Below are 16,086 nucleotides of genomic sequence, written 5' to 3' on the forward strand. Positions count from 1 at the left end.
GCTTTTTTATGTCTGGGCCGCTCCGAGCCTTGCTCAACCGGGGCCAATCCCGAACTCCGCCAGAACGGCGTCGGCTTCCTGCATAAAGAGCCGATGAAAGTCGTCAGTGGTACTGGCCCTGGGTCTGTGCCGGGGCTGCAGCAGGTAGCAGGTGAAGGGAATGATCGGCTCAAAGGGGCGAACCTCATAGCCCAGTGAACGATGCGAGCTGGCGGAAAAGGGATCCACCAGGGCCACGCCCAACCGGTTGGCCACATAGTGGCAGCAACTGGCGTTCATTGAGGTTTCATGCTCTATGTTCAGGGCCACGCCGGCCTGGTGGAACACCTCGACCAGCTCCTGATGATTGCGGGAGCTTTGTTCTGTGGTCACCATGGGCTCGCCCCGCAGATCCTCGCAGGTAATCACCGTTTTATTCACGAGCGGGTGGTCGGCCGGCAACAGGCATACCTTGGGGGTGATCAGAGGCTGGGCACTGTAGTCATCGCTTGGTTCGGCATGCATGGCCATGGCCAGGTCGCAGTGTCCCGCCCGCACCTGTTCAATGACCTGTTGCGAACGCTCGGTGGTCAGTATTACATGAATGTTGGGAAAGGCCTTCTTGAAGCGGGCGATGGCCCGCGGCAGAAAACCGATGGTCAGCGCCGGCATGGCGCAGACCCGAACCATGCCCGATTCCTTTTTTCGAATCCGTCTGGCGGTATCGTGCAGCCGCTCCATTCCCTGGTAGGTATGCTCCACTTCCTGAAAAAACAGTTCGCCCTCGGGGGTGGGATACAGTCTGCCCTTGACCCGCTCGAACAGCGCAAAGCCCACCTGGTGCTCCAGCTGGCTCAGCATGCGGCTCACGCCGGGCTGGGTGGCGCCAATCATGTCGGCGGCACGGGTGACATTGCCGTAGCGCATGACCGCGCGGTAGGCGCGTAACAATTCGAATTTCATACCATATCAAAAGTGTATGGGTGGATGCTTTATTATAATTGGATTTTATGGGTCTGAGCGCATAATTTTCACCCACTTGTAACACGCTCGGATGAACTCATGCAGGAAGTGATCGTAATCGGCGCCGGCGTCGTGGGCAGCGCCGTCGCCTATGGCCTCGCCAGGCAGGGACTGTCTGTGACCCTGCTGGATGAAGGCGATAGGGCGCTGCGGGCGTCCCGGGGCAATTTCGGACTGGTCTGGTGCCAGGGCAAGGGCTTTGGCGCCCCGGCCTACGCCGACATTACGGCGCGTTCCTGTCGGGAGTGGCCGGGTTTCGCCGAGCAATTACAGGCCGAGACCGGTATCGATGTCGAGTACGACAACCGGGGTGGCCTGTACTTTTACTTTGACGCCGCCGGCCGCGATGCCCGCCAGCAACGGCTGAGCGCGGTCCAGCAGCAGGCCGCAGAGGCGCTTCCCTTTTCCCTGCTTGATCGTGAGCAACTGCTCGAGACCCTGCCGGATTTGGGCCCCGAGGTACTCGGTGCCTCCTTTTGTCCACTCGACGGCACCTGCGATCCGCTCAAGCTGCTGTACGCCCTGCTGTCGGCCGCCCGCCGCCAGGGCGTCAGCCACCGTACCCGCTGCCGCGCCAACCGCATCCTGGTAGGCCAGGATCAGCGTCTGGAGGTGGAGACCACCGCCGGCACCCTGAAGGCCGACAAGGTGGTGATTGCCGCCGGCCTGGACAGCGACCGGCTGGCCGGCCAGGTTGGGCTCAAGGTACCGCTGGAGCCGGTACGGGGCCAGATCATGGTGTCGGCCCGCCAGCCCGAGCGTCTGGCCCTGCCCAGCCTGCAGGTGCGTCAGACCCGCGAGGGCACCATCATCTGCGGTGATTCCCACGAGCACGTGGGTGAGGATTGCGGCACCACGGTCGAGGTGATGCAGGCCATCGCGCAACGGGCGGTACGCATCTATCCGTTTCTGGCCGACATTCAGGTCAACCGGGCCTGGGGTGCCTTGCGCATCATGACCCCGGACGGCCTGCCGCTTTACGAACAGGCGCCCATGCATCCCGGCATTTTCAACGTGTCCTGCCACAGCGGCATTACGCTGGCCGCCTTTCATGCCAACCAATTGGCCAACTGCATCGCCGACGGGCAGTTGCCGGCGTCGCTGGCCAGTTTTCGGGGAGACAGATTCGATGTTTAACAGCCTTACCGACCCGTTTCGGGTCATCGCCCTGGTTAACGGGGAAGAACGCCAGCTGATGGCCGGCATCAGCGTGGCGGCCGCCCTGATGGAGCTGGGGGTGCTCACCATCGGTTGTTCGCTGCGCCGCGGCCAGCCCCGGGCGCCTTACTGCATGATGGGCGTGTGTTTCGGCTGCGAGCTGACCATTGACGACAAACCGGGCGTACGCGCCTGCATGACCCGGGTAAGGCCCGGCATGCGTATCGACACGGGAGAGCTGGAATGAGCAGGGTGGATCTGGTGATCATCGGCGCCGGACCGGCGGGGCTGGCGGCGGCCACCGAGGCCGACGACCACGGGCTGGAGGTGGTGGTGCTCGACGAGCAGTGGCAGCCGGGCGGACAGATTTACCGCGCCCTGGAGAGCACGCCGCTGCAGGACCGTTCGGTACTGGGCGAGGATTACTGGGCCGGTGAGTCGCTGATCCGCGGCTTTCGGGACAGCGGCGCCGAGTTCCGGCCGGGCAGTACCGTCTGGCGTATCGACCGGGACGGCACCGTCTGTTACCGGCAGCAGGATCGGGTCGCCCAGGTACAGGGCCGAGCCCTGCTGGTAGCGTCGGGCGCCATGGAGCGTTCGGTGCCCTTTACCGGCTGGCAGCTGCCCGGGGTCATGACCGCCGGGGCCGGTCAGATCTTGCTTAAGAGCGCCGGCATTAGCGCCCAAGACGTGGTGCTGGCCGGAGCCGGTCCCTTGCTCTCGTTGCTGGCCTGGCAGTATGTGCGCGCCGGAGTTAGGCCGGCGGCGGTGGTCGATCTGACCCCACGCATCAACTATCTGCGGGCGCTGCGGCAGTTGCCCAGCGCCGTGGCAGGTTGGCGCTACCTGAAAAAGGGGCTGGCGCTGCAGGCCGAGGTTCGCCGCGCCGGCGTACCCTGGCTGGACGGCTGCAGCCAGCTGGCGGCCGAGGGCTGCCAGCGGCTGCAGGCGGTGACCTTTTCCCACCGTGGCCAAACCCGGCGGCTGGACACCGAGCACCTGATGACCCATTTCGGCGTTATCCCCAACACCAACCTGTTGGCATCGGTCGGTGCTGATCTGCATTGGGATGACAGCCAGCACTGCTGGCGACCGGTGCGGGCGGACGGGTTTCGCACCACGGTGCCGGGCATCTATGCGGTGGGCGACGGACAGGGCATCTTTGGCGCCAGATCCGCCGCCCTGTCCGGGGCTCTTGCGGTGCGCCAGTGCCTGCGCGAGTTCCACTGGCTCGACAGTGTGGATGAGGCGCGCGATCGTCAGCTAATGCGGGATTACCAGGACGATGCCCGTGTGCGTCCCTTTCTGGAAACCCTGTTCTTACCGCCTTTCGACCAGCTGCTGACCCTGGACGATGAGGTGGTAGTATGTCGCTGTGAAGAAGTCACGGTGGCAGAGCTGAAACAGGCCTGCGAGGCGGGGGCCCGCGGGGTGAATCAGTTGAAAACCTACACCCGTTGCGGCATGGGGCCCTGCCAGGGCCGTCAGTGCGGTAATGCGGTCAGCCTGTTACAGGCCAGATGGCTGGGAGAGCCCGTCAGTCAGGTCGGTTACTACCACGCCCGTTCACCCGTGGTGCCTGTCACCTTCGGAGAGCTGGGCAACATTCAGGGCCATCGGCCTTCTTCAAACACTTAGGGAGTTAAAACATGTCAGGGATTAACTGGCTGACGTTGGCGGTGATCGGCGGATTTTTTGCCGCCATGCTGTTCATCGGCTATCTGTCTTCCAAAAAGATGAAAACCAGCGCGGATTTTCTGATCGGCGGCCGTAATTTCGGCATGCTGACGGTGACCGCCACCCAGTGTGCCTCCGCTTTCGGCGGCGGTATGATGATTGCCCATGTAGGCATCGGCTACAAGTGGGGGTTTTCCGAGCTGGCCTACAGCAGTATAGCCATTCCCATCGGTGGTATGCTGCTGGCGTTTGTAGTGGCCAAGTGGCTGCGCAAGCAGGACTTTTATACCACCACCGACTGGATGTGCCATCAATACGGTGATTCAAAGGTACTAAGGGTGGTCAGCTCCTGTGTGGTGATGATGGTTACCATGGGCTGGTGGGTGGCTCAGCCGGTGGCTGCCGGCAAGATCCTGAATCTGCTGACCGGATTACCGCTGGAATGGGGCATTATTATTTCGGCGGTGGTGGTCATGCTGTACACCATGGGGGGCGGCATCATGGCAGTGGCGTATACCGATGTGGCCCAGCTGATCCTGATGCTGATCGCGGTGTTTATTATTTTGCCGCTGGCCATCAACAATGCCGGTGGCCTGGACGTGGTCTTTGCCAGTGTGCCCAGCGAGAACCTGAGCATCTGGGCCGCCGGCGATGCGGTGGTGTGGGGCTGGATGCTGTCCATTATACCTGGTCAGCTGGTGCTGCAGATTTACCATCAGCGTATCTATGCTGCCAAAACCGAGGCCATTGCCCGCAACAGTATGGTGATAAAGTCCATCGCCTCTGCCGGCATGGGAGTGTGGGCAGCCCTGCTCGGTATGAGCATTTACACCATGAACAGCGGCTTGGAAGACAAGGAACAGGCTATGACCTGGGCGCTGATGGAGCTGTTGCCGGAAGGCGTGGCCATTCTGATGGTGGGGGCCATTGTTGCGGCCATTGTCTCTACCGCCGATTCGGCACTGCACAGCACGGTATCCAGCATTACCCGGGATATCTACCACCAGGTGCTGAACCCCAAGGCCACCGATAGGCAGATTTTGCGCTTTACCAAGGCCTGTGTGCTGGTGGTGGGCGTGACCGGTATCGTGATCGGCATTTATGTGCCAGCGGTGTTCAAGATCCTGCTGATGGGCTATACCCTGACGGCATCCGGCCTGCTGATCCCTCTGTATGCCGGCAGATTGTGGCAGGGTGGCACGGCAGCCGGCGCCATCGCCGGCATGGTTACCGGGGTGAGTGCCGCCTTTGTCTGCTCCAGCTACAAACTGCTGACTTTCCTCCCCGCGGTGGTGTGGGGCGTCGGTATGTCGGCGGTGGTATTCGTGGCTGTCAGCCTGATGACCCAGCCGGGGGCATCGCGTCTGGCCAAGGCGAACCGTTAACCGTCAACGGTCGCCGTTGTGAAAAAAACAGCCCGACCTGGTCGGGCTGTTTTTTCTGCGGTAGGCTCAGCGTTACGAATGACGTCAGAACCTGGCCGGACGCCAGCGATACTCATTGTTATAGCTTTGCAGCAGGCGCGCGGCCTGCTCGCTCTGTGGGTTGTTGAGCACCCTGAGGGTGGGTCCGGCTTCCACCACATGGCCTTCGTGCATCAGGATGACCTGATCGCTGATATGGCGCACCACCCCGAGATCGTTGGCCACCAGCACGTAAGACAGCCCCAGGCTTTGTTGCAGGCTGAGCAGCAGGTTGATGATCTGGGAGCGTACCGAAATATCCAGGTTGGAGATGGCCTCGTCGGCGACGATGATGTTGGGAGAGAGGATCAGCGCCCGGGCCAGGGCCACTCGATGCTTTTGGCCGGTGGAGATCATCTGCGGGTAGAAGTGGTAGTGGTCCGGCAGCAGCCCCACCATGCGCAGGGTATCCAGCACCAGGGCCTCGCGTTGCTCGGGATCGAGATCGGTGTTCAGCAGCAGCGGTGCTTCCAGGATCTGGCCGATGCGGCTGCGTGGGTTAAGCGAGGTGCCGGGATCCTGAAAAATCATGCGAATAAGCTGGCAGCGCTTTTTGTAATCCCCGGCCTCGATTTTTTCCCCGTCGATATAGATGCTGCCCTTGGACGGCGGCAGCACTCCCGCCAGTACCTTGGCCAGGCTGCTCTTGCCCGAGCCGGCATCTCCCATCAGCGCCAGGGTCTGGCCCCGTTCCAGGGTAAAGCAGAGGGGGTGAAAGGCGGTTTTCACGGTCTTGCGAAACAGCCCGGTGTGGTTGACGAACACCTTGCTGAGGTTGTCGACCTTGAGCAGCGGAGGGCGGGTCATTTCTTTTTGCCCTTTGGCATGTTGAGGGGAAAGTGGCAGTAGTAGCTCTGGCCCTTGTATTTGGCCAGCGGCGGCGCCACCACGCATTGGCGCTGGGCCCGGGGGCAGCGCGGCCCCAGCCGGCAGCCAATGGGCAGGCTCTGCAGCGGCGGAATGACCCCCGGCAGGGTATTGAGCCGCGACTTGTGCGGCAGACTGCCGTCGAGATCTGGCATCATCTGCAGCAGGGCGGCGGTGTAGGGGTGATGGGGGTGAGTCAGGATCTGCTCGCGGCTGCCCGACTCCACCGCCTGGCCGCAATACATCACGGTAATGTTGTGGGTCAGGCCGGCAAAACTGGTAATGTCGTTGCCGATCAGCAAAATGGTGGTGCCCGAGAGCTTGTTGACCCGCTCCAGCAGGCGGAATATCTGGGCCTGGTTGGTGGCCTCCATGGCATTGGTGGGTTCGTCGGCCACCAGCAGCTTGGGCTGATTGGCGATGGCCATGGCGATCATCACCTTCTGGCATTCCCCGTCGGAGAGCTGAAAGGGGTAGGCGTTCATCACCATTTTGTGGTCGCGAATGCCCACCCGATGCAGCAGACCCACCGCCTGCTTGCGGCGCCATTGCCAGCGCTGCCACCACTTGCCCTGAAAGCTGCGGGACGGAATGGCCTCAATCAGCTGGGCACCCACCTTTTCGGACGGATCCAGACTGGTAGAGGGCTCCTGAAATACCATGGCCATGTCCCGGCCCATCACCAGCCGTCGCTCCTTGGGTGACAGGCTCTGCAGATCGACGTTGTCGAGATACATGCGATCGGCGGTCACCCGCCAGTTATCCCTTTCTATGCCCACTATGGTCTGCGCCACCAGGCTCTTGCCCGATCCCGACTCGCCCACCAGGCCGCGAATTTCCCCTTCGGCCAGGGTCAGGCTGAACTTGTCGACCGCCTTGACCATGCCCTGGGGCGTGTCGATTTCAATGGTGAGATTGCGAATGTCCAGCAGTGCCATCAGTCCATCACCTCGTTAATGGCCTGGCGCAGGCCTTCACCCACCATGTTGACCACCAGCACGCTGAGCAGGATCGCCAGTCCCGGCAGGGTGACCGTCCAGGGGGCCAGAAACACCAGCTCCATGGCGTCCGACAGCATGGCGCCCCATTCCGGTCGGGGGGGCTGGGCGCCCAGGCCGAGAAAGCCCACGGCGGTGATGTCGAGCATGGCGGTCGACAGCGCCCGGGTGGTCTGGCTTATCAGGGTATCGCTCAGGTTGGGTAGTATGCCAAAGCGCAAAATGCGCCAGGGGTTGGCCCCGTCCAGGCGAATGGCGGTGATGTATTCCTTCTGCATTTCGTCCGACACCGCGTTGTAGGTGGCGCGTATGTACTGGGGAATCAGCGCCAGGGTGATGGCGATCAGGGTGTTGAACAGCCCCGGACCGAGCATGGCCACAAAGATGATGGCCAGCAGCAGCGACGGAATCGACATCAGGGTGTCGAGCAGATGGTTGAGCACACTGGCCTTGAGCCCTCGGCTCATACCGCCAAGCACGCCGATGGCGCTGCCCACAACGAGTGCCAGCACCACCACCAGCACCGCATTGCCAAAGGTCAGCCGGGCGCCGTTTACCAGCCGGGAGAGCATGTCCCGGCCCAGATCGTCGGTGCCGAAGAAGAAGTCCACATTGCCCTCGTCGGCCCAGGACGGCGGCAACAGCAGGGCCTCACCAAATTGTTCATTGGGGGCATAGGGGGCCAGCCAGGGCCCGAGCAGGGTGAGGGCACACAAAATGCCTAGGCCCCAGAGCCCGATCATGGCCAGGGTATTTTGGCGAAACAGCTGCCAGGCCCGCTCCCGAGGAGAGCGCACGTGCAGCTCGGGGTAGATGTTAGCCCTTGCTGGCATAGATGGCCTTCCTTCTGCTGGGATAGATCAGGGTAGAGAGAATATCCATGCTGACGCTGGCTACAATGATAAAGGTGGCGATGGCCAGGGTGCCTCCCTTGATGGCGGCATAGTCCTGCAGCGAAATGCTGGTCACCAGCCAGCGCCCCAGGCCCGGCCAGTCAAACACGATTTCGGTCATCATGGCGGAGGTAAGCACGGTGCCAAACTGCAGCCCCAGGGTGGGAATGGCCATGGGCAGGGCGTTGCGCAGGCCGTGACGCAGCACTACGTGGGCTTCGCTAAAGCCCTTGGTCAGTGCCGCCCGAATGTAGTTTTGCTTGAGCACTTCCAGCAGGGCGCTGCGGATCTGGCGAATGACTTCGGTGGTGGGCACGATGGCCAGCACCAGTGCCGGTAGCACCAGGTGACGCAGGGCATCGACAAAGGCTTCCCAGCGATAGGGATGATCGGTGATCAGGGTGTCGATGGTCATGATGCCGGTGACCGGCGTAATTTCATACAGCAGGCTGAGCTGGCCCGACACCGGCAGCCAGCCCAGGTGCAGGGAAAACAACATCACCAGCAACAGCCCCAGCCAGAATACCGGCACCGAATAGCCCACCAGGGTACCGGTGAGGATCAGGGTGTCCTGCCAGCGGCCCTGACGCACCGCCGCCAGGGTACCCACCGGCACGCCCACCACCAGGGAAATCACAAAGGCCGCCAGGCATAGCTCCAGGGTGGCGGGAAAATACTGGCCCAGAGCCCCCAGCACCGGCAGGCCGGTGGCGCTCGAAATGCCGAAATCGCCCGCCAGCAGCGCCTGCATAAAGCGCAGATATCCCGGCCAGAAGTCGCCGTCCCCCTGATGCAGCAGTCGGTATTCCAGGGCATAGGCCAGCAGGGTAAGCAGCAGCAGGGTACTGAACAGCAGGTTGAAACGACGCAGCAGATAAATCAGCATGGCTATTCCTTACGGGCCTGGCGCAGTACCACTCCGCCATAAGGTTGCAGTTGCAGATCCTGAACCGAACGACGATAGGCCTGCTGCTTGAGGGTGTGATTAAGGGGGATCAGCGGCATGTCCTGGTAGATCAGCTCCTGGGCCAGGTGATAATGACGAATGCGTTCGCTCAGGGTGGGGGCGCGGCGGGCCGCGTTGATCTGCTGCTCAAACAGCGGATGGCACCAGCGGCTGGCGTTGGTGCCGGCCGCGATGGCCTGGCAGCCGAGCAGGTTGTGCAGCAGGTTGTCGGGATCCGGGGTGTCGGCGGACCAGCCGGTGAGCACCGCATCCTGCCGGCCGGCCATCAGCTCCCGGCGCAAAATCTGCTCTTCCAGGCTCTGCAGCCGAACGCGAATGCCCAGCTCCTCGAGCCGGCGCTGGATCAACTGTCCGGTCTTGAGTCCGTCCGGGTTAAAGCTGCGGGCCCCCGTGGGGATCAGCAGGGTCATGTCAAAGCCCTTTGCCAGCCCGGCCTGCGCCAGCAGCCAGCGTGCCCGCTCGGCATCGGGCAGGGGCATCAGCAGGTTGGGGTTGTAGCCCCAGGACACCGGCGGCAATACCGACTCGGCCTCGGAGCCAATGCCGAAATAGACCGCCTGCAAAATATCGTTGCGCGACAACGCCAGCGCCAGCGCCTTGCGCACCCGCACGTCGTTGAACGGCGCCTTTTGGGTGTTGAGTGCCAGTACCGACACATTCATGCCGGTGGCCTGATCCAACACCAGCTCGGGGTGGGACTTGATCACCGCCATCTGGCTGGCACCCGGATGGGCCATGACATCACACTCGCCGGTCAGCAACTTGGCCAGACGCTTGGAAGACTTGGGGGTGATGTCAAACACCAGCTGCGCCAGCTTGACGCCGCCGCGCCAGTAGCCGGGATGACGGTGGTAACGAATAAAGTCGTCCAGCCGGTACTGGGCCAGGTAAAAAGGCCCGGTGCCCACCGGCTGCTGATCGAGCAGTTCGGGGGTGCCCGCCGCCAGCAGCTGACCGGCGTATTCCGCCGACAGCACCACGGCGTAGTCGGTGGCCAGGTTGCCAATAAAGGAGGCGTCGGGGCGGCGCAGTTCAAACTCCACTTCCCGAGGGCCCAGGGCCCTGACACGTTTCACCAGCCCGCCGAGGCCAATGCTGTCAAAGAAGGGGTAGTGGCCGCCGCTGACGCCGTGAAAGGGGTGGGTGTTGTCGATAAGTCGCTGAAAGCTGAACACCACATCGTCGGCGTTAAGCGGCCGGCTTGGCGAGAACCAGGCGGTGTGGTGAAACTGCACGCCGGGCCGCAGGGTAAAGCGATAGCGCAGGCCGTCGTCACTGCGGTGCCAGTCCAGCGCCAGCGCCGGCACCGGCTGCAGGGTTTCCGGATCGATGTCGAGCAGGCGATCGTAAAGCTGGTGGGCGGTGGCGTCCAGGGTCTGGGTGGCGGCGGCCAGCTGCGGGTTGAAGGTAAAAGGGGCGCCTTCTGCACAATAAAGCAGGCTTTCTTTTGCCAGTTGTCGGTCGCCGGTGTCGCACCCCGTCAGCAGCAGGGCGCTCAGCCAGCATAGCCAGAAACGCATGTTCAGTCCTTGTGCTTCGATGCCGCAGGCGACTCGAAGGAAGTAGTAACCCCGTGTTTGCGCAGCAGGCCGCGCAGCTGGTGATAGCTCAGCCCCAGCAGTTCCGCCGCCTGGCGCTGATTATAACGGGCATGAGTGAGCGCAGTACGCAACAGATCCCGTTCCTGTGACGCCAGATGGGTTTTCAGATCCATCGGCCAGGCCGGCGCGGGCGTGCTTTGGCCCTGGCCGCCGGCCCGAGGCCGCCAGGGCGACGCAAAGGGGTCCAGGCACAACGCCTCAAGGGGTTGTTCGGGCTCACGCTGGCGTCCCAGGCTGCGCTCCACCACGTTTTTCAGCTCGCGCACATTGCCCGGCCAGGGGTGGGTCAGCAGTTGCCGGCGCGTTTCCTCGGCAAAGCCCGGAAACAAGGACTGGCCCAGCTCCGCACACCATTTCACCGCAAAATGCTCCGCCAGATGCAGCACGTCTTTTTCCCGGGCGCGCAGGGGCGGCAATGTAATCACATCAAAGGCCAGTCTATCAAGCAGATCGGCCCGGAATTGCCCCTTTTTGACCAGGGCGGGCAAGTCCTGATTGGTGGCGCACAGCAGGCGCACGTTTACCCGCACCGGCTGGCTGGCGCCCACCCGCTCGAATTCGCCATATTCGATGACCCTCAGCAGCTTTTCCTGCACGCGGGCGCTGGTGGTGGCCAGCTCGTCCAGAAACAAGGTGCCGCCGTCGGCCCGCTCAAAGCGGCCGGCGTGGCGCTTTTGTGCCCCGGTAAAGGAGCCCGCCTCGTGGCCGAACAGCTCGCTTTCCAGCAGGCTTTCGGCCAGGGTGGCGCAGTTGATGGACACAAAGGGCTGTTGCCAGCGGGATGACAGGTAGTGCAGCCGGTGCGCCACCAGCTCCTTGCCGGTGCCGCGTTCGCCCACCACCAGCACCGGCCGGTTGAGGGGCGCGAGCCGGGAGACCTCGTCGAGCACTTCCAGCAGGGCGTTGGACTGGCCAATGAGTTCGTTGTCCATGATGATCACGTGTGGTGAATTTCGCCAAATGGTAGTGTGTTTAACCATGGGTGGCCAGCGCCGTCCCGTAAAGATTAATTTTTATATTTTAAAAACAATGGATTACCTTTATTTATGGTGCTGGCACGATAGTTGTATTAAATAGGGGCAGTGGAGCGGGGTGTTGACCCGCCCTATGACCAAGGAGACGCTTTATGAGCATATTTTCCCGCATGGCCGACATCATTAACGCCAACCTCAATTCGCTGCTCGACAAGGCGGAGGATCCGGAAAAAATGGTGCGGCTGATCATTCAGGAAATGGAAGACGAGCTGGTGCGCGAGCGCTCCAACTTGGCCCGCTTTCTGGCCGAAAAAAAGGACCTGCTGCGCCAGATTGAACGGCACCATGAACGGGTGGACGAATGGCAGGGCAAGGCCGAGCTGGCGCTGACCAAGCAACGGGAAGATCTGGCCCGGGCCGCGTTGCTGGAAAAGAAAAAGCAAAGCGAGCTGCTTACCGCCCTGGAGCAGGAGTGCACCCTGGTGGAAGACAGCATGAACAAACTGTCCGATGCCATTGCCAAACTCGAAGCCAAGCTGGCCGACGCCCGTACCCGTCAGCAGGCCATGCAGCTGCGCCAGCAAAGCGCCCAAAGCCGCATTCAGGTGCAGGAGCGGGTGCGCCGCAGCGAGAACCAGTCGGCCATCGACAAGTTTGATCGCATGGAGCGTAAAATTGATGAACTGGAAGCCCGGGCCGATCTCTACAGCCAGAGCAAGGGCCTGGATCAGGAGTTTGCCGAGCTGGAGGTGGACGACGCCATCAGCAAGGAGCTGGAGCGGCTCAAGGCGAAAATGCATGATAACAAGGAGCCGCAATGACCGAATTGGCCTGGGCCCTGGTGGCCCCGTTAAACATCTTTCTGTTCCTGGTGGTGCCCATCTGGCTGGTACTGCATTACCGCAGCAAGCGTCGACTCGATGAGGGCCTGGACGACAGCGCCCGCACCCGCCTTGAGCAGGCCCTGCAACAGTCCGAGCAGCTGGCGGAGCGGGTAGATACCCTGGAACGGCTGCTGGATCAGGAGGTGCCCGAATGGCGTCAACGCTGATTAACCTTTATCGCGACAAGCGCAACGGCAAGCTGGGCGGGGTGTGCGCCGGCATTGCCCGGCGGCTGGAGGTCGAGCCCTGGCTGGTGCGGGTGCTGGCCATTACCGGCCTGCTGTTTGCCAGCTTTCTTACCCTGGTGCTTTATATCGCCGCCTGGCTGTTGCTGGACGACATACCGGACAACCCTCAGCCCGAGCCGGCCCAGGAGCACGTCAAGGCCGCCGGCTGGCGCTCGGGGCTGGCCCCGCGTGAGGCGCTGGAGCGGCTCGAAACCCGGCTGACGCGACTCAATACCAGGGTGGCGGCCATGGAGCGACTGATTACCTCCGGCGAGTTTCGCCTGCGACGACAATTCAACGATCTGCGCGAGGATAAATGAACAAAACGGCCATTCGGCAGTGGCGCAACAAGGCCGAGTCCTGGGTGCAGCGGGGGCTCGACAAACGGCTGCGGCTGGCGGTCACGGGCCTGAGCCGCAGCGGCAAGACCGCCTTTATCACCAGCCTGGTCAACCAGCTGGAGCATGCCGGGCTCGATGCCCGGCTGCCCCACTGGTTGCCGGCGGCAGAAAGGCGCGTACTGGGCAGCCGGCGGGTGCCGGGGCGACATCACCATGTGCCGGCCTTTGGCTACGAGGCGGCGCTGAGCCAGCTGGCGGCCACGCCACCGGCCTGGCCCGAGCCTACCCGGGGCATCAGTGAAATCACCCTGGCCATTCGTTACTGCCCCAAAAACCGGCTCAAGCGCCGGCTGCAGGACACCGCCACCCTTTACCTGGAGCTGGTGGACTATCCCGGTGAATGGCTGCTGGATCTGCCGCTGCTGTCCATGAGCTACGCCGAGTGGAGTGCCCAGCAGCGGGGGCTGCTGCAAACACCGGTGCTGGCCCGTCTGGCTCATCGCTGGCTCAGCGCCGGCGAGGCCATCGCCCCCGACAGCCCTGCCGACGATAACCGGCTGGCGCCCCTGGCGGCGGCCTATACGCAGTGGCTGCACGACATCAAACGGGAATGCGGCGCCTACCTGGTGCAGCCGGGGCGCTTTATTTTGCCCGGTGAATACCAGGGTGCGCCCATGCTGCAGTTTGTGCCCTGGGTATGGGACGAGGTGCCGGCGGGGCTTAACGAGCAACACCACTACGGCATGATGGAAACCCGCTTTGAGCATTACAAAAAACACCTGGTGGCGGGCTTTTACCGGGATCACTTCGCCGGTTTTGATCGCCAGATAGTGCTGGTGGACTGCCTGAGCGCCCTGAACCGTGGCCCCGGCAGTTTTGCAGATCTGGGCCGGGCGGTGAACGCCATTGTGCAGAGCTTTGATTACGGCAAGAGCAACTGGTGGCGCCGGCTGTTTGCGCCGCGCATCGACAAGCTGCTGTTTGCCGCCACCAAGGCCGATCACCTCACCCCGGACCAGCACGGGCGGCTGGCTCACTTGCTGGATACCCTGGTTCGGGGTGGGCAGCGCCATGCGAGGCTTTCTGGTATCGACATCGAGACCCTGGCGCTGGCCTCCATCAAGGCCACCACCAGCGGTGAGGTCAGCCACCAGGGTGAAAGCATTCCCGCCCTGCAGGGCCGGCGCCTGGATAACGGCGAGCCGGTGACCCTGTATCCGGGTGAGGTGCCGGAACGCTTGCCCGACGCCGCCTTCTGGCAGCGACAGGGCTTTGATTTTATCGACTTCGCGCCCCCCGGCTGGCAGCCGGAACAGCCGCTGCCCCATGTGCGCCTGGATCGGGCGCTGGCCTTTTTACTGGGAGACAAACTCGCGTGACCCTCAAGAGCAAGGTCATTCTTGACCAACCCCTGAACGCCCCCAAACCCGAGTCCTTGCGCCCCGGAAAACCCCTTGACGACGAGGACTTTCTGCAGGCCGAGCCTACTCCCGATGGCCTTGCCGAGGCGTTGCGGCCCAGGCGTCGGCACCGGCTGTGGGGCGGAGCGCTGGGTTTGATGGTGGTGGTGCTGCTGGTGCAGTCCGGGCTGTCGCTATGGCAGACCTGGCAGGACAACCAGTGGCTGGGGGCGGCCTGGAGCCTGGCGCTGGCGTTGCTGGCCCTGGCCGCCGGGCGCAGCCTGTGGTGGGAACTTAAGCAGCTGCGCCGGCTGAGCCGGGTGTCCCGGCAGCGGGTCCGGGCCGAACAGTTGCTGGCCGAGGCCGGCCATGGCCAGGCCCGGGGCTTTTGCGAGCAGCTGGCGCGGCGCAGTGGCCTCGACAACGGCGATGCCTTTGCCTACTGGCAAGCCGGGCTGACCGGTGACGAGCAGGACGATGAGGTGCTGAGCCTGTACAGTCGCCAGGTGCTGGCCAGCCAGGACAGGCAGGCTCGGGCCAGAGTATTGAAATGGTCCGGCGAGGCGGCGGTAATGGTGGCGGCAAGCCCCCTGGCGGCGGTGGACATGCTGTTGGTGCTGTGGCGCAACCTGAAAATGATGGAAGACATTACCCGGTGCTACGGCATTCGCCTCGGTGCCCTGAGCCGGCTGCGGTTGCTGAAAGGAGTGTTGCATCACATGCTCTATGTGGGGGTGTCGGAAGCGGCCATCGACGCCGGCATGGACCTGCTCGGGTTGGAGCTGGCCGGGCGGCTGTCGGCGCGGGCCGGGCAGGGGGTGGGCGCCGGCCTGCTTACCGCCCGCCTGGGCCTGCAGACCATGGACTTGTGCCGGCCCATTCCCTGGCAGGGCGATGAGAAAAAGCAACTGGGCGGCATTCGTCGTGCGCTGATAGACCGGGTGGCGAGCCTGCTGGCCCGGCGCGAACAAAAGGAGACGCAATAGTGGATGTAAACAAGCTGATGAAATCGTTTCTGGGCAATTCGTCGGGCTTTGGCAAGGGCGCGGCCACCGGCGGCATTCTGGGGGCCGTGCTCGGCAGCAAGAAGGGCCGTAAAATGGCCGGTAGCGGCCTGAAATACGCCGGGCTCGCCGCCGCCGGGGTCATGGCCTGGAAGGCCTATCAGGGCTGGCAGCAAGGCAAACAGCCCGAGCAGGCCACGCCGGTGCAGGAGGATGACTTTCGGCGCGTGGATCCGCGTTTCTCACCAGACGCGCCTTCCGCCGGCGGCGAGCCGTTTCAGCTGTCGCTGATGCGCGCCATGATAGGCGCCGCCAAGGCCGATGGTCATGTGGATGCCGCCGAGCAGCAACGCATTTTTGAGCAGGTGGAGCAGCTGGGGCTGGCCGCCGACGAAAAGGCGCTGGTGTTTGACATGCTCTCGGCGCCGGTGGCCATGAGCGAGATAGTGGCCTCGGCCAGGGGCCCGGAGCAGGCGGCGGAGCTGTATCTGGCTTCCCGGCTGGTGATCGATCCCGATCAGGCCGCGGAGCGCGTTTATCTGGACGCGCTGGCCCACCGGCTGCAACTGCCGGCCGAGCTGGTGGCACACCTGGAACAACAGGCCAGAAAGGGGCTGGAATAAAACATTA

17 protein-coding genes are annotated in these 16,086 nt (G+C 63.1%); 10 read left to right on the forward strand and 7 right to left on the reverse strand.

Annotated elements, in window-relative coordinates:
* Positions 1-33: 33 nt before the first annotated feature.
* Positions 34-942 (reverse strand): LysR substrate-binding domain-containing protein, encoded by a 909-nt coding sequence (locus OJHNALOF_RS07165; RefSeq protein WP_165661594.1) that lies wholly within the window; start codon positions 940-942, stop codon positions 34-36.
* Positions 943-1,041: 99 nt separating this feature from the next.
* On the opposite strand from OJHNALOF_RS07165, the gene OJHNALOF_RS07170 reads away from it, so the two are divergent.
* The 4 genes from OJHNALOF_RS07170 to OJHNALOF_RS07185 are packed head-to-tail and all read left to right on the forward strand — an operon-like array spanning position 1,042 to position 5,222.
* Positions 1,042-2,139 carry an FAD-binding oxidoreductase gene (locus OJHNALOF_RS07170; protein WP_165661595.1) on the forward strand — a complete coding sequence of 366 codons (1,098 nt, stop codon included), beginning with the start codon at positions 1,042-1,044 and terminating at the stop codon, positions 2,137-2,139.
* Complete coding sequence (locus OJHNALOF_RS07175; protein WP_094199773.1) at positions 2,132-2,407, forward strand: (2Fe-2S)-binding protein; 276 nt, start codon at positions 2,132-2,134, stop codon at positions 2,405-2,407. The genes OJHNALOF_RS07170 and OJHNALOF_RS07175 overlap by 8 nt, the downstream gene beginning before the upstream one ends.
* Complete coding sequence (locus OJHNALOF_RS07180) at positions 2,404-3,798, forward strand: NAD(P)/FAD-dependent oxidoreductase (RefSeq protein ID WP_165661596.1); 1,395 nt, start codon at positions 2,404-2,406, stop codon at positions 3,796-3,798. The genes OJHNALOF_RS07175 and OJHNALOF_RS07180 overlap by 4 nt, the downstream gene beginning before the upstream one ends.
* An 11-nt stretch (positions 3,799-3,809) precedes the next feature.
* Positions 3,810-5,222 (forward strand): sodium:solute symporter, encoded by a 1,413-nt coding sequence (locus OJHNALOF_RS07185; RefSeq protein WP_165661597.1) that lies wholly within the window; start codon positions 3,810-3,812, stop codon positions 5,220-5,222.
* Positions 5,223-5,306: 84 nt separating this feature from the next.
* On the opposite strand, the gene OJHNALOF_RS07190 is transcribed toward OJHNALOF_RS07185, so the two are convergent.
* The 6 genes from OJHNALOF_RS07190 to pspF are packed head-to-tail and all read right to left on the reverse strand — an operon-like array spanning position 5,307 to position 11,558.
* The gene (locus OJHNALOF_RS07190) at positions 5,307-6,107 is read right to left on the reverse strand and encodes an ATP-binding cassette domain-containing protein (RefSeq protein WP_094199770.1); all 801 of its coding nucleotides are present in this window, start codon (positions 6,105-6,107) and stop codon (positions 5,307-5,309) included.
* Positions 6,104-7,105, reverse strand: a complete 1,002-nt coding sequence (locus OJHNALOF_RS07195; RefSeq protein ID WP_094199769.1) for an oligopeptide/dipeptide ABC transporter ATP-binding protein — start codon at positions 7,103-7,105, stop codon at positions 6,104-6,106. Before OJHNALOF_RS07195 ends, OJHNALOF_RS07190 begins: the two co-directional genes overlap by 4 nt.
* Positions 7,105-7,998, reverse strand: coding sequence for an ABC transporter permease subunit (locus tag OJHNALOF_RS07200; RefSeq protein ID WP_094199768.1), 894 nt, complete (start codon positions 7,996-7,998; stop codon positions 7,105-7,107). The genes OJHNALOF_RS07195 and OJHNALOF_RS07200 overlap by 1 nt, the downstream gene beginning before the upstream one ends.
* Positions 7,982-8,944, reverse strand: a complete 963-nt coding sequence (locus OJHNALOF_RS07205; protein WP_165661598.1) for an ABC transporter permease subunit — start codon at positions 8,942-8,944, stop codon at positions 7,982-7,984. The genes OJHNALOF_RS07200 and OJHNALOF_RS07205 overlap by 17 nt, the downstream gene beginning before the upstream one ends.
* Positions 8,945-8,946: 2 nt before the next feature.
* Positions 8,947-10,545 carry an ABC transporter substrate-binding protein gene (locus OJHNALOF_RS07210; protein ID WP_165661599.1) on the reverse strand — a complete coding sequence of 533 codons (1,599 nt, stop codon included), beginning with the start codon at positions 10,543-10,545 and terminating at the stop codon, positions 8,947-8,949.
* Between the two features lie 2 nt (positions 10,546-10,547).
* Positions 10,548-11,558 (reverse strand): phage shock protein operon transcriptional activator, encoded by a 1,011-nt coding sequence (gene pspF / locus OJHNALOF_RS07215; protein ID WP_165661600.1) that lies wholly within the window; start codon positions 11,556-11,558, stop codon positions 10,548-10,550.
* 194 nt (positions 11,559-11,752) lie between these two features.
* On the opposite strand from pspF, the gene pspA reads away from it, so the two are divergent.
* Genes pspA through OJHNALOF_RS07245 form a run of 6 tightly spaced genes read left to right on the forward strand, consistent with a single transcriptional unit; the run spans position 11,753 to position 16,079 of the window.
* Positions 11,753-12,421, forward strand: a complete 669-nt coding sequence (gene pspA, locus OJHNALOF_RS07220; RefSeq protein WP_094199764.1) for a phage shock protein PspA — start codon at positions 11,753-11,755, stop codon at positions 12,419-12,421.
* Positions 12,418-12,651, forward strand: coding sequence for an envelope stress response membrane protein PspB (gene pspB / locus OJHNALOF_RS07225; RefSeq protein ID WP_094199763.1), 234 nt, complete (start codon positions 12,418-12,420; stop codon positions 12,649-12,651). Before pspA ends, pspB begins: the two co-directional genes overlap by 4 nt.
* A complete protein-coding gene (pspC, locus tag OJHNALOF_RS07230) occupies positions 12,636-13,031 on the forward strand; it encodes an envelope stress response membrane protein PspC (RefSeq protein ID WP_094199762.1) in 396 nt (131 codons plus the stop codon). The genes pspB and pspC overlap by 16 nt, the downstream gene beginning before the upstream one ends.
* The gene (locus OJHNALOF_RS07235) at positions 13,028-14,431 is read left to right on the forward strand and encodes a YcjX family protein (protein WP_165661601.1); all 1,404 of its coding nucleotides are present in this window, start codon (positions 13,028-13,030) and stop codon (positions 14,429-14,431) included. Before pspC ends, OJHNALOF_RS07235 begins: the two co-directional genes overlap by 4 nt.
* Positions 14,428-15,438, forward strand: coding sequence for a YcjF family protein (locus tag OJHNALOF_RS07240; RefSeq protein ID WP_165661602.1), 1,011 nt, complete (start codon positions 14,428-14,430; stop codon positions 15,436-15,438). The genes OJHNALOF_RS07235 and OJHNALOF_RS07240 overlap by 4 nt, the downstream gene beginning before the upstream one ends.
* Positions 15,438-16,079, forward strand: coding sequence for a tellurite resistance TerB family protein (locus OJHNALOF_RS07245; RefSeq protein WP_094199759.1), 642 nt, complete (start codon positions 15,438-15,440; stop codon positions 16,077-16,079). The genes OJHNALOF_RS07240 and OJHNALOF_RS07245 overlap by 1 nt, the downstream gene beginning before the upstream one ends.
* Positions 16,080-16,086 lie beyond the last annotated feature (7 nt).

It is taken from the genome of Oceanimonas sp. MB9, assembly GCF_011319775.1.
GTDB lineage: Bacteria > Pseudomonadota > Gammaproteobacteria > Enterobacterales > Aeromonadaceae > Oceanimonas > Oceanimonas doudoroffii.

What these genes read in the sequence shown, in the direction of transcription:
- OJHNALOF_RS07205 (WP_165661598.1), bottom strand. Translation starts at nt 8,944, where the DNA reads ATGCTGATTTATCTGCTGCGTCGTTTCAACCTGCTGTTCAGTACCCTG.
- OJHNALOF_RS07185 (WP_165661597.1), top strand. Translation starts at nt 3,810, where the DNA reads ATGTCAGGGATTAACTGGCTGACGTTGGCGGTGATCGGCGGATTTTTT.
- OJHNALOF_RS07170 (WP_165661595.1), top strand. Translation starts at nt 1,042, where the DNA reads ATGCAGGAAGTGATCGTAATCGGCGCCGGCGTCGTGGGCAGCGCCGTC.
- OJHNALOF_RS07210 (WP_165661599.1), bottom strand. Translation starts at nt 10,545, where the DNA reads ATGCGTTTCTGGCTATGCTGGCTGAGCGCCCTGCTGCTGACGGGGTGC.
- OJHNALOF_RS07195 (WP_094199769.1), bottom strand. Translation starts at nt 7,105, where the DNA reads ATGGCACTGCTGGACATTCGCAATCTCACCATTGAAATCGACACGCCC.
- OJHNALOF_RS07165 (WP_165661594.1), bottom strand. Translation starts at nt 942, where the DNA reads ATGAAATTCGAATTGTTACGCGCCTACCGCGCGGTCATGCGCTACGGC.
- OJHNALOF_RS07180 (WP_165661596.1), top strand. Translation starts at nt 2,404, where the DNA reads ATGAGCAGGGTGGATCTGGTGATCATCGGCGCCGGACCGGCGGGGCTG.
- pspB (WP_094199763.1), top strand. Translation starts at nt 12,418, where the DNA reads ATGACCGAATTGGCCTGGGCCCTGGTGGCCCCGTTAAACATCTTTCTG.
- pspC (WP_094199762.1), top strand. Translation starts at nt 12,636, where the DNA reads ATGGCGTCAACGCTGATTAACCTTTATCGCGACAAGCGCAACGGCAAG.
- OJHNALOF_RS07190 (WP_094199770.1), bottom strand. Translation starts at nt 6,107, where the DNA reads ATGACCCGCCCTCCGCTGCTCAAGGTCGACAACCTCAGCAAGGTGTTC.
- OJHNALOF_RS07200 (WP_094199768.1), bottom strand. Translation starts at nt 7,998, where the DNA reads ATGCCAGCAAGGGCTAACATCTACCCCGAGCTGCACGTGCGCTCTCCT.
- OJHNALOF_RS07235 (WP_165661601.1), top strand. Translation starts at nt 13,028, where the DNA reads ATGAACAAAACGGCCATTCGGCAGTGGCGCAACAAGGCCGAGTCCTGG.
- pspF (WP_165661600.1), bottom strand. Translation starts at nt 11,558, where the DNA reads ATGGACAACGAACTCATTGGCCAGTCCAACGCCCTGCTGGAAGTGCTC.
- OJHNALOF_RS07175 (WP_094199773.1), top strand. Translation starts at nt 2,132, where the DNA reads ATGTTTAACAGCCTTACCGACCCGTTTCGGGTCATCGCCCTGGTTAAC.
- pspA (WP_094199764.1), top strand. Translation starts at nt 11,753, where the DNA reads ATGAGCATATTTTCCCGCATGGCCGACATCATTAACGCCAACCTCAAT.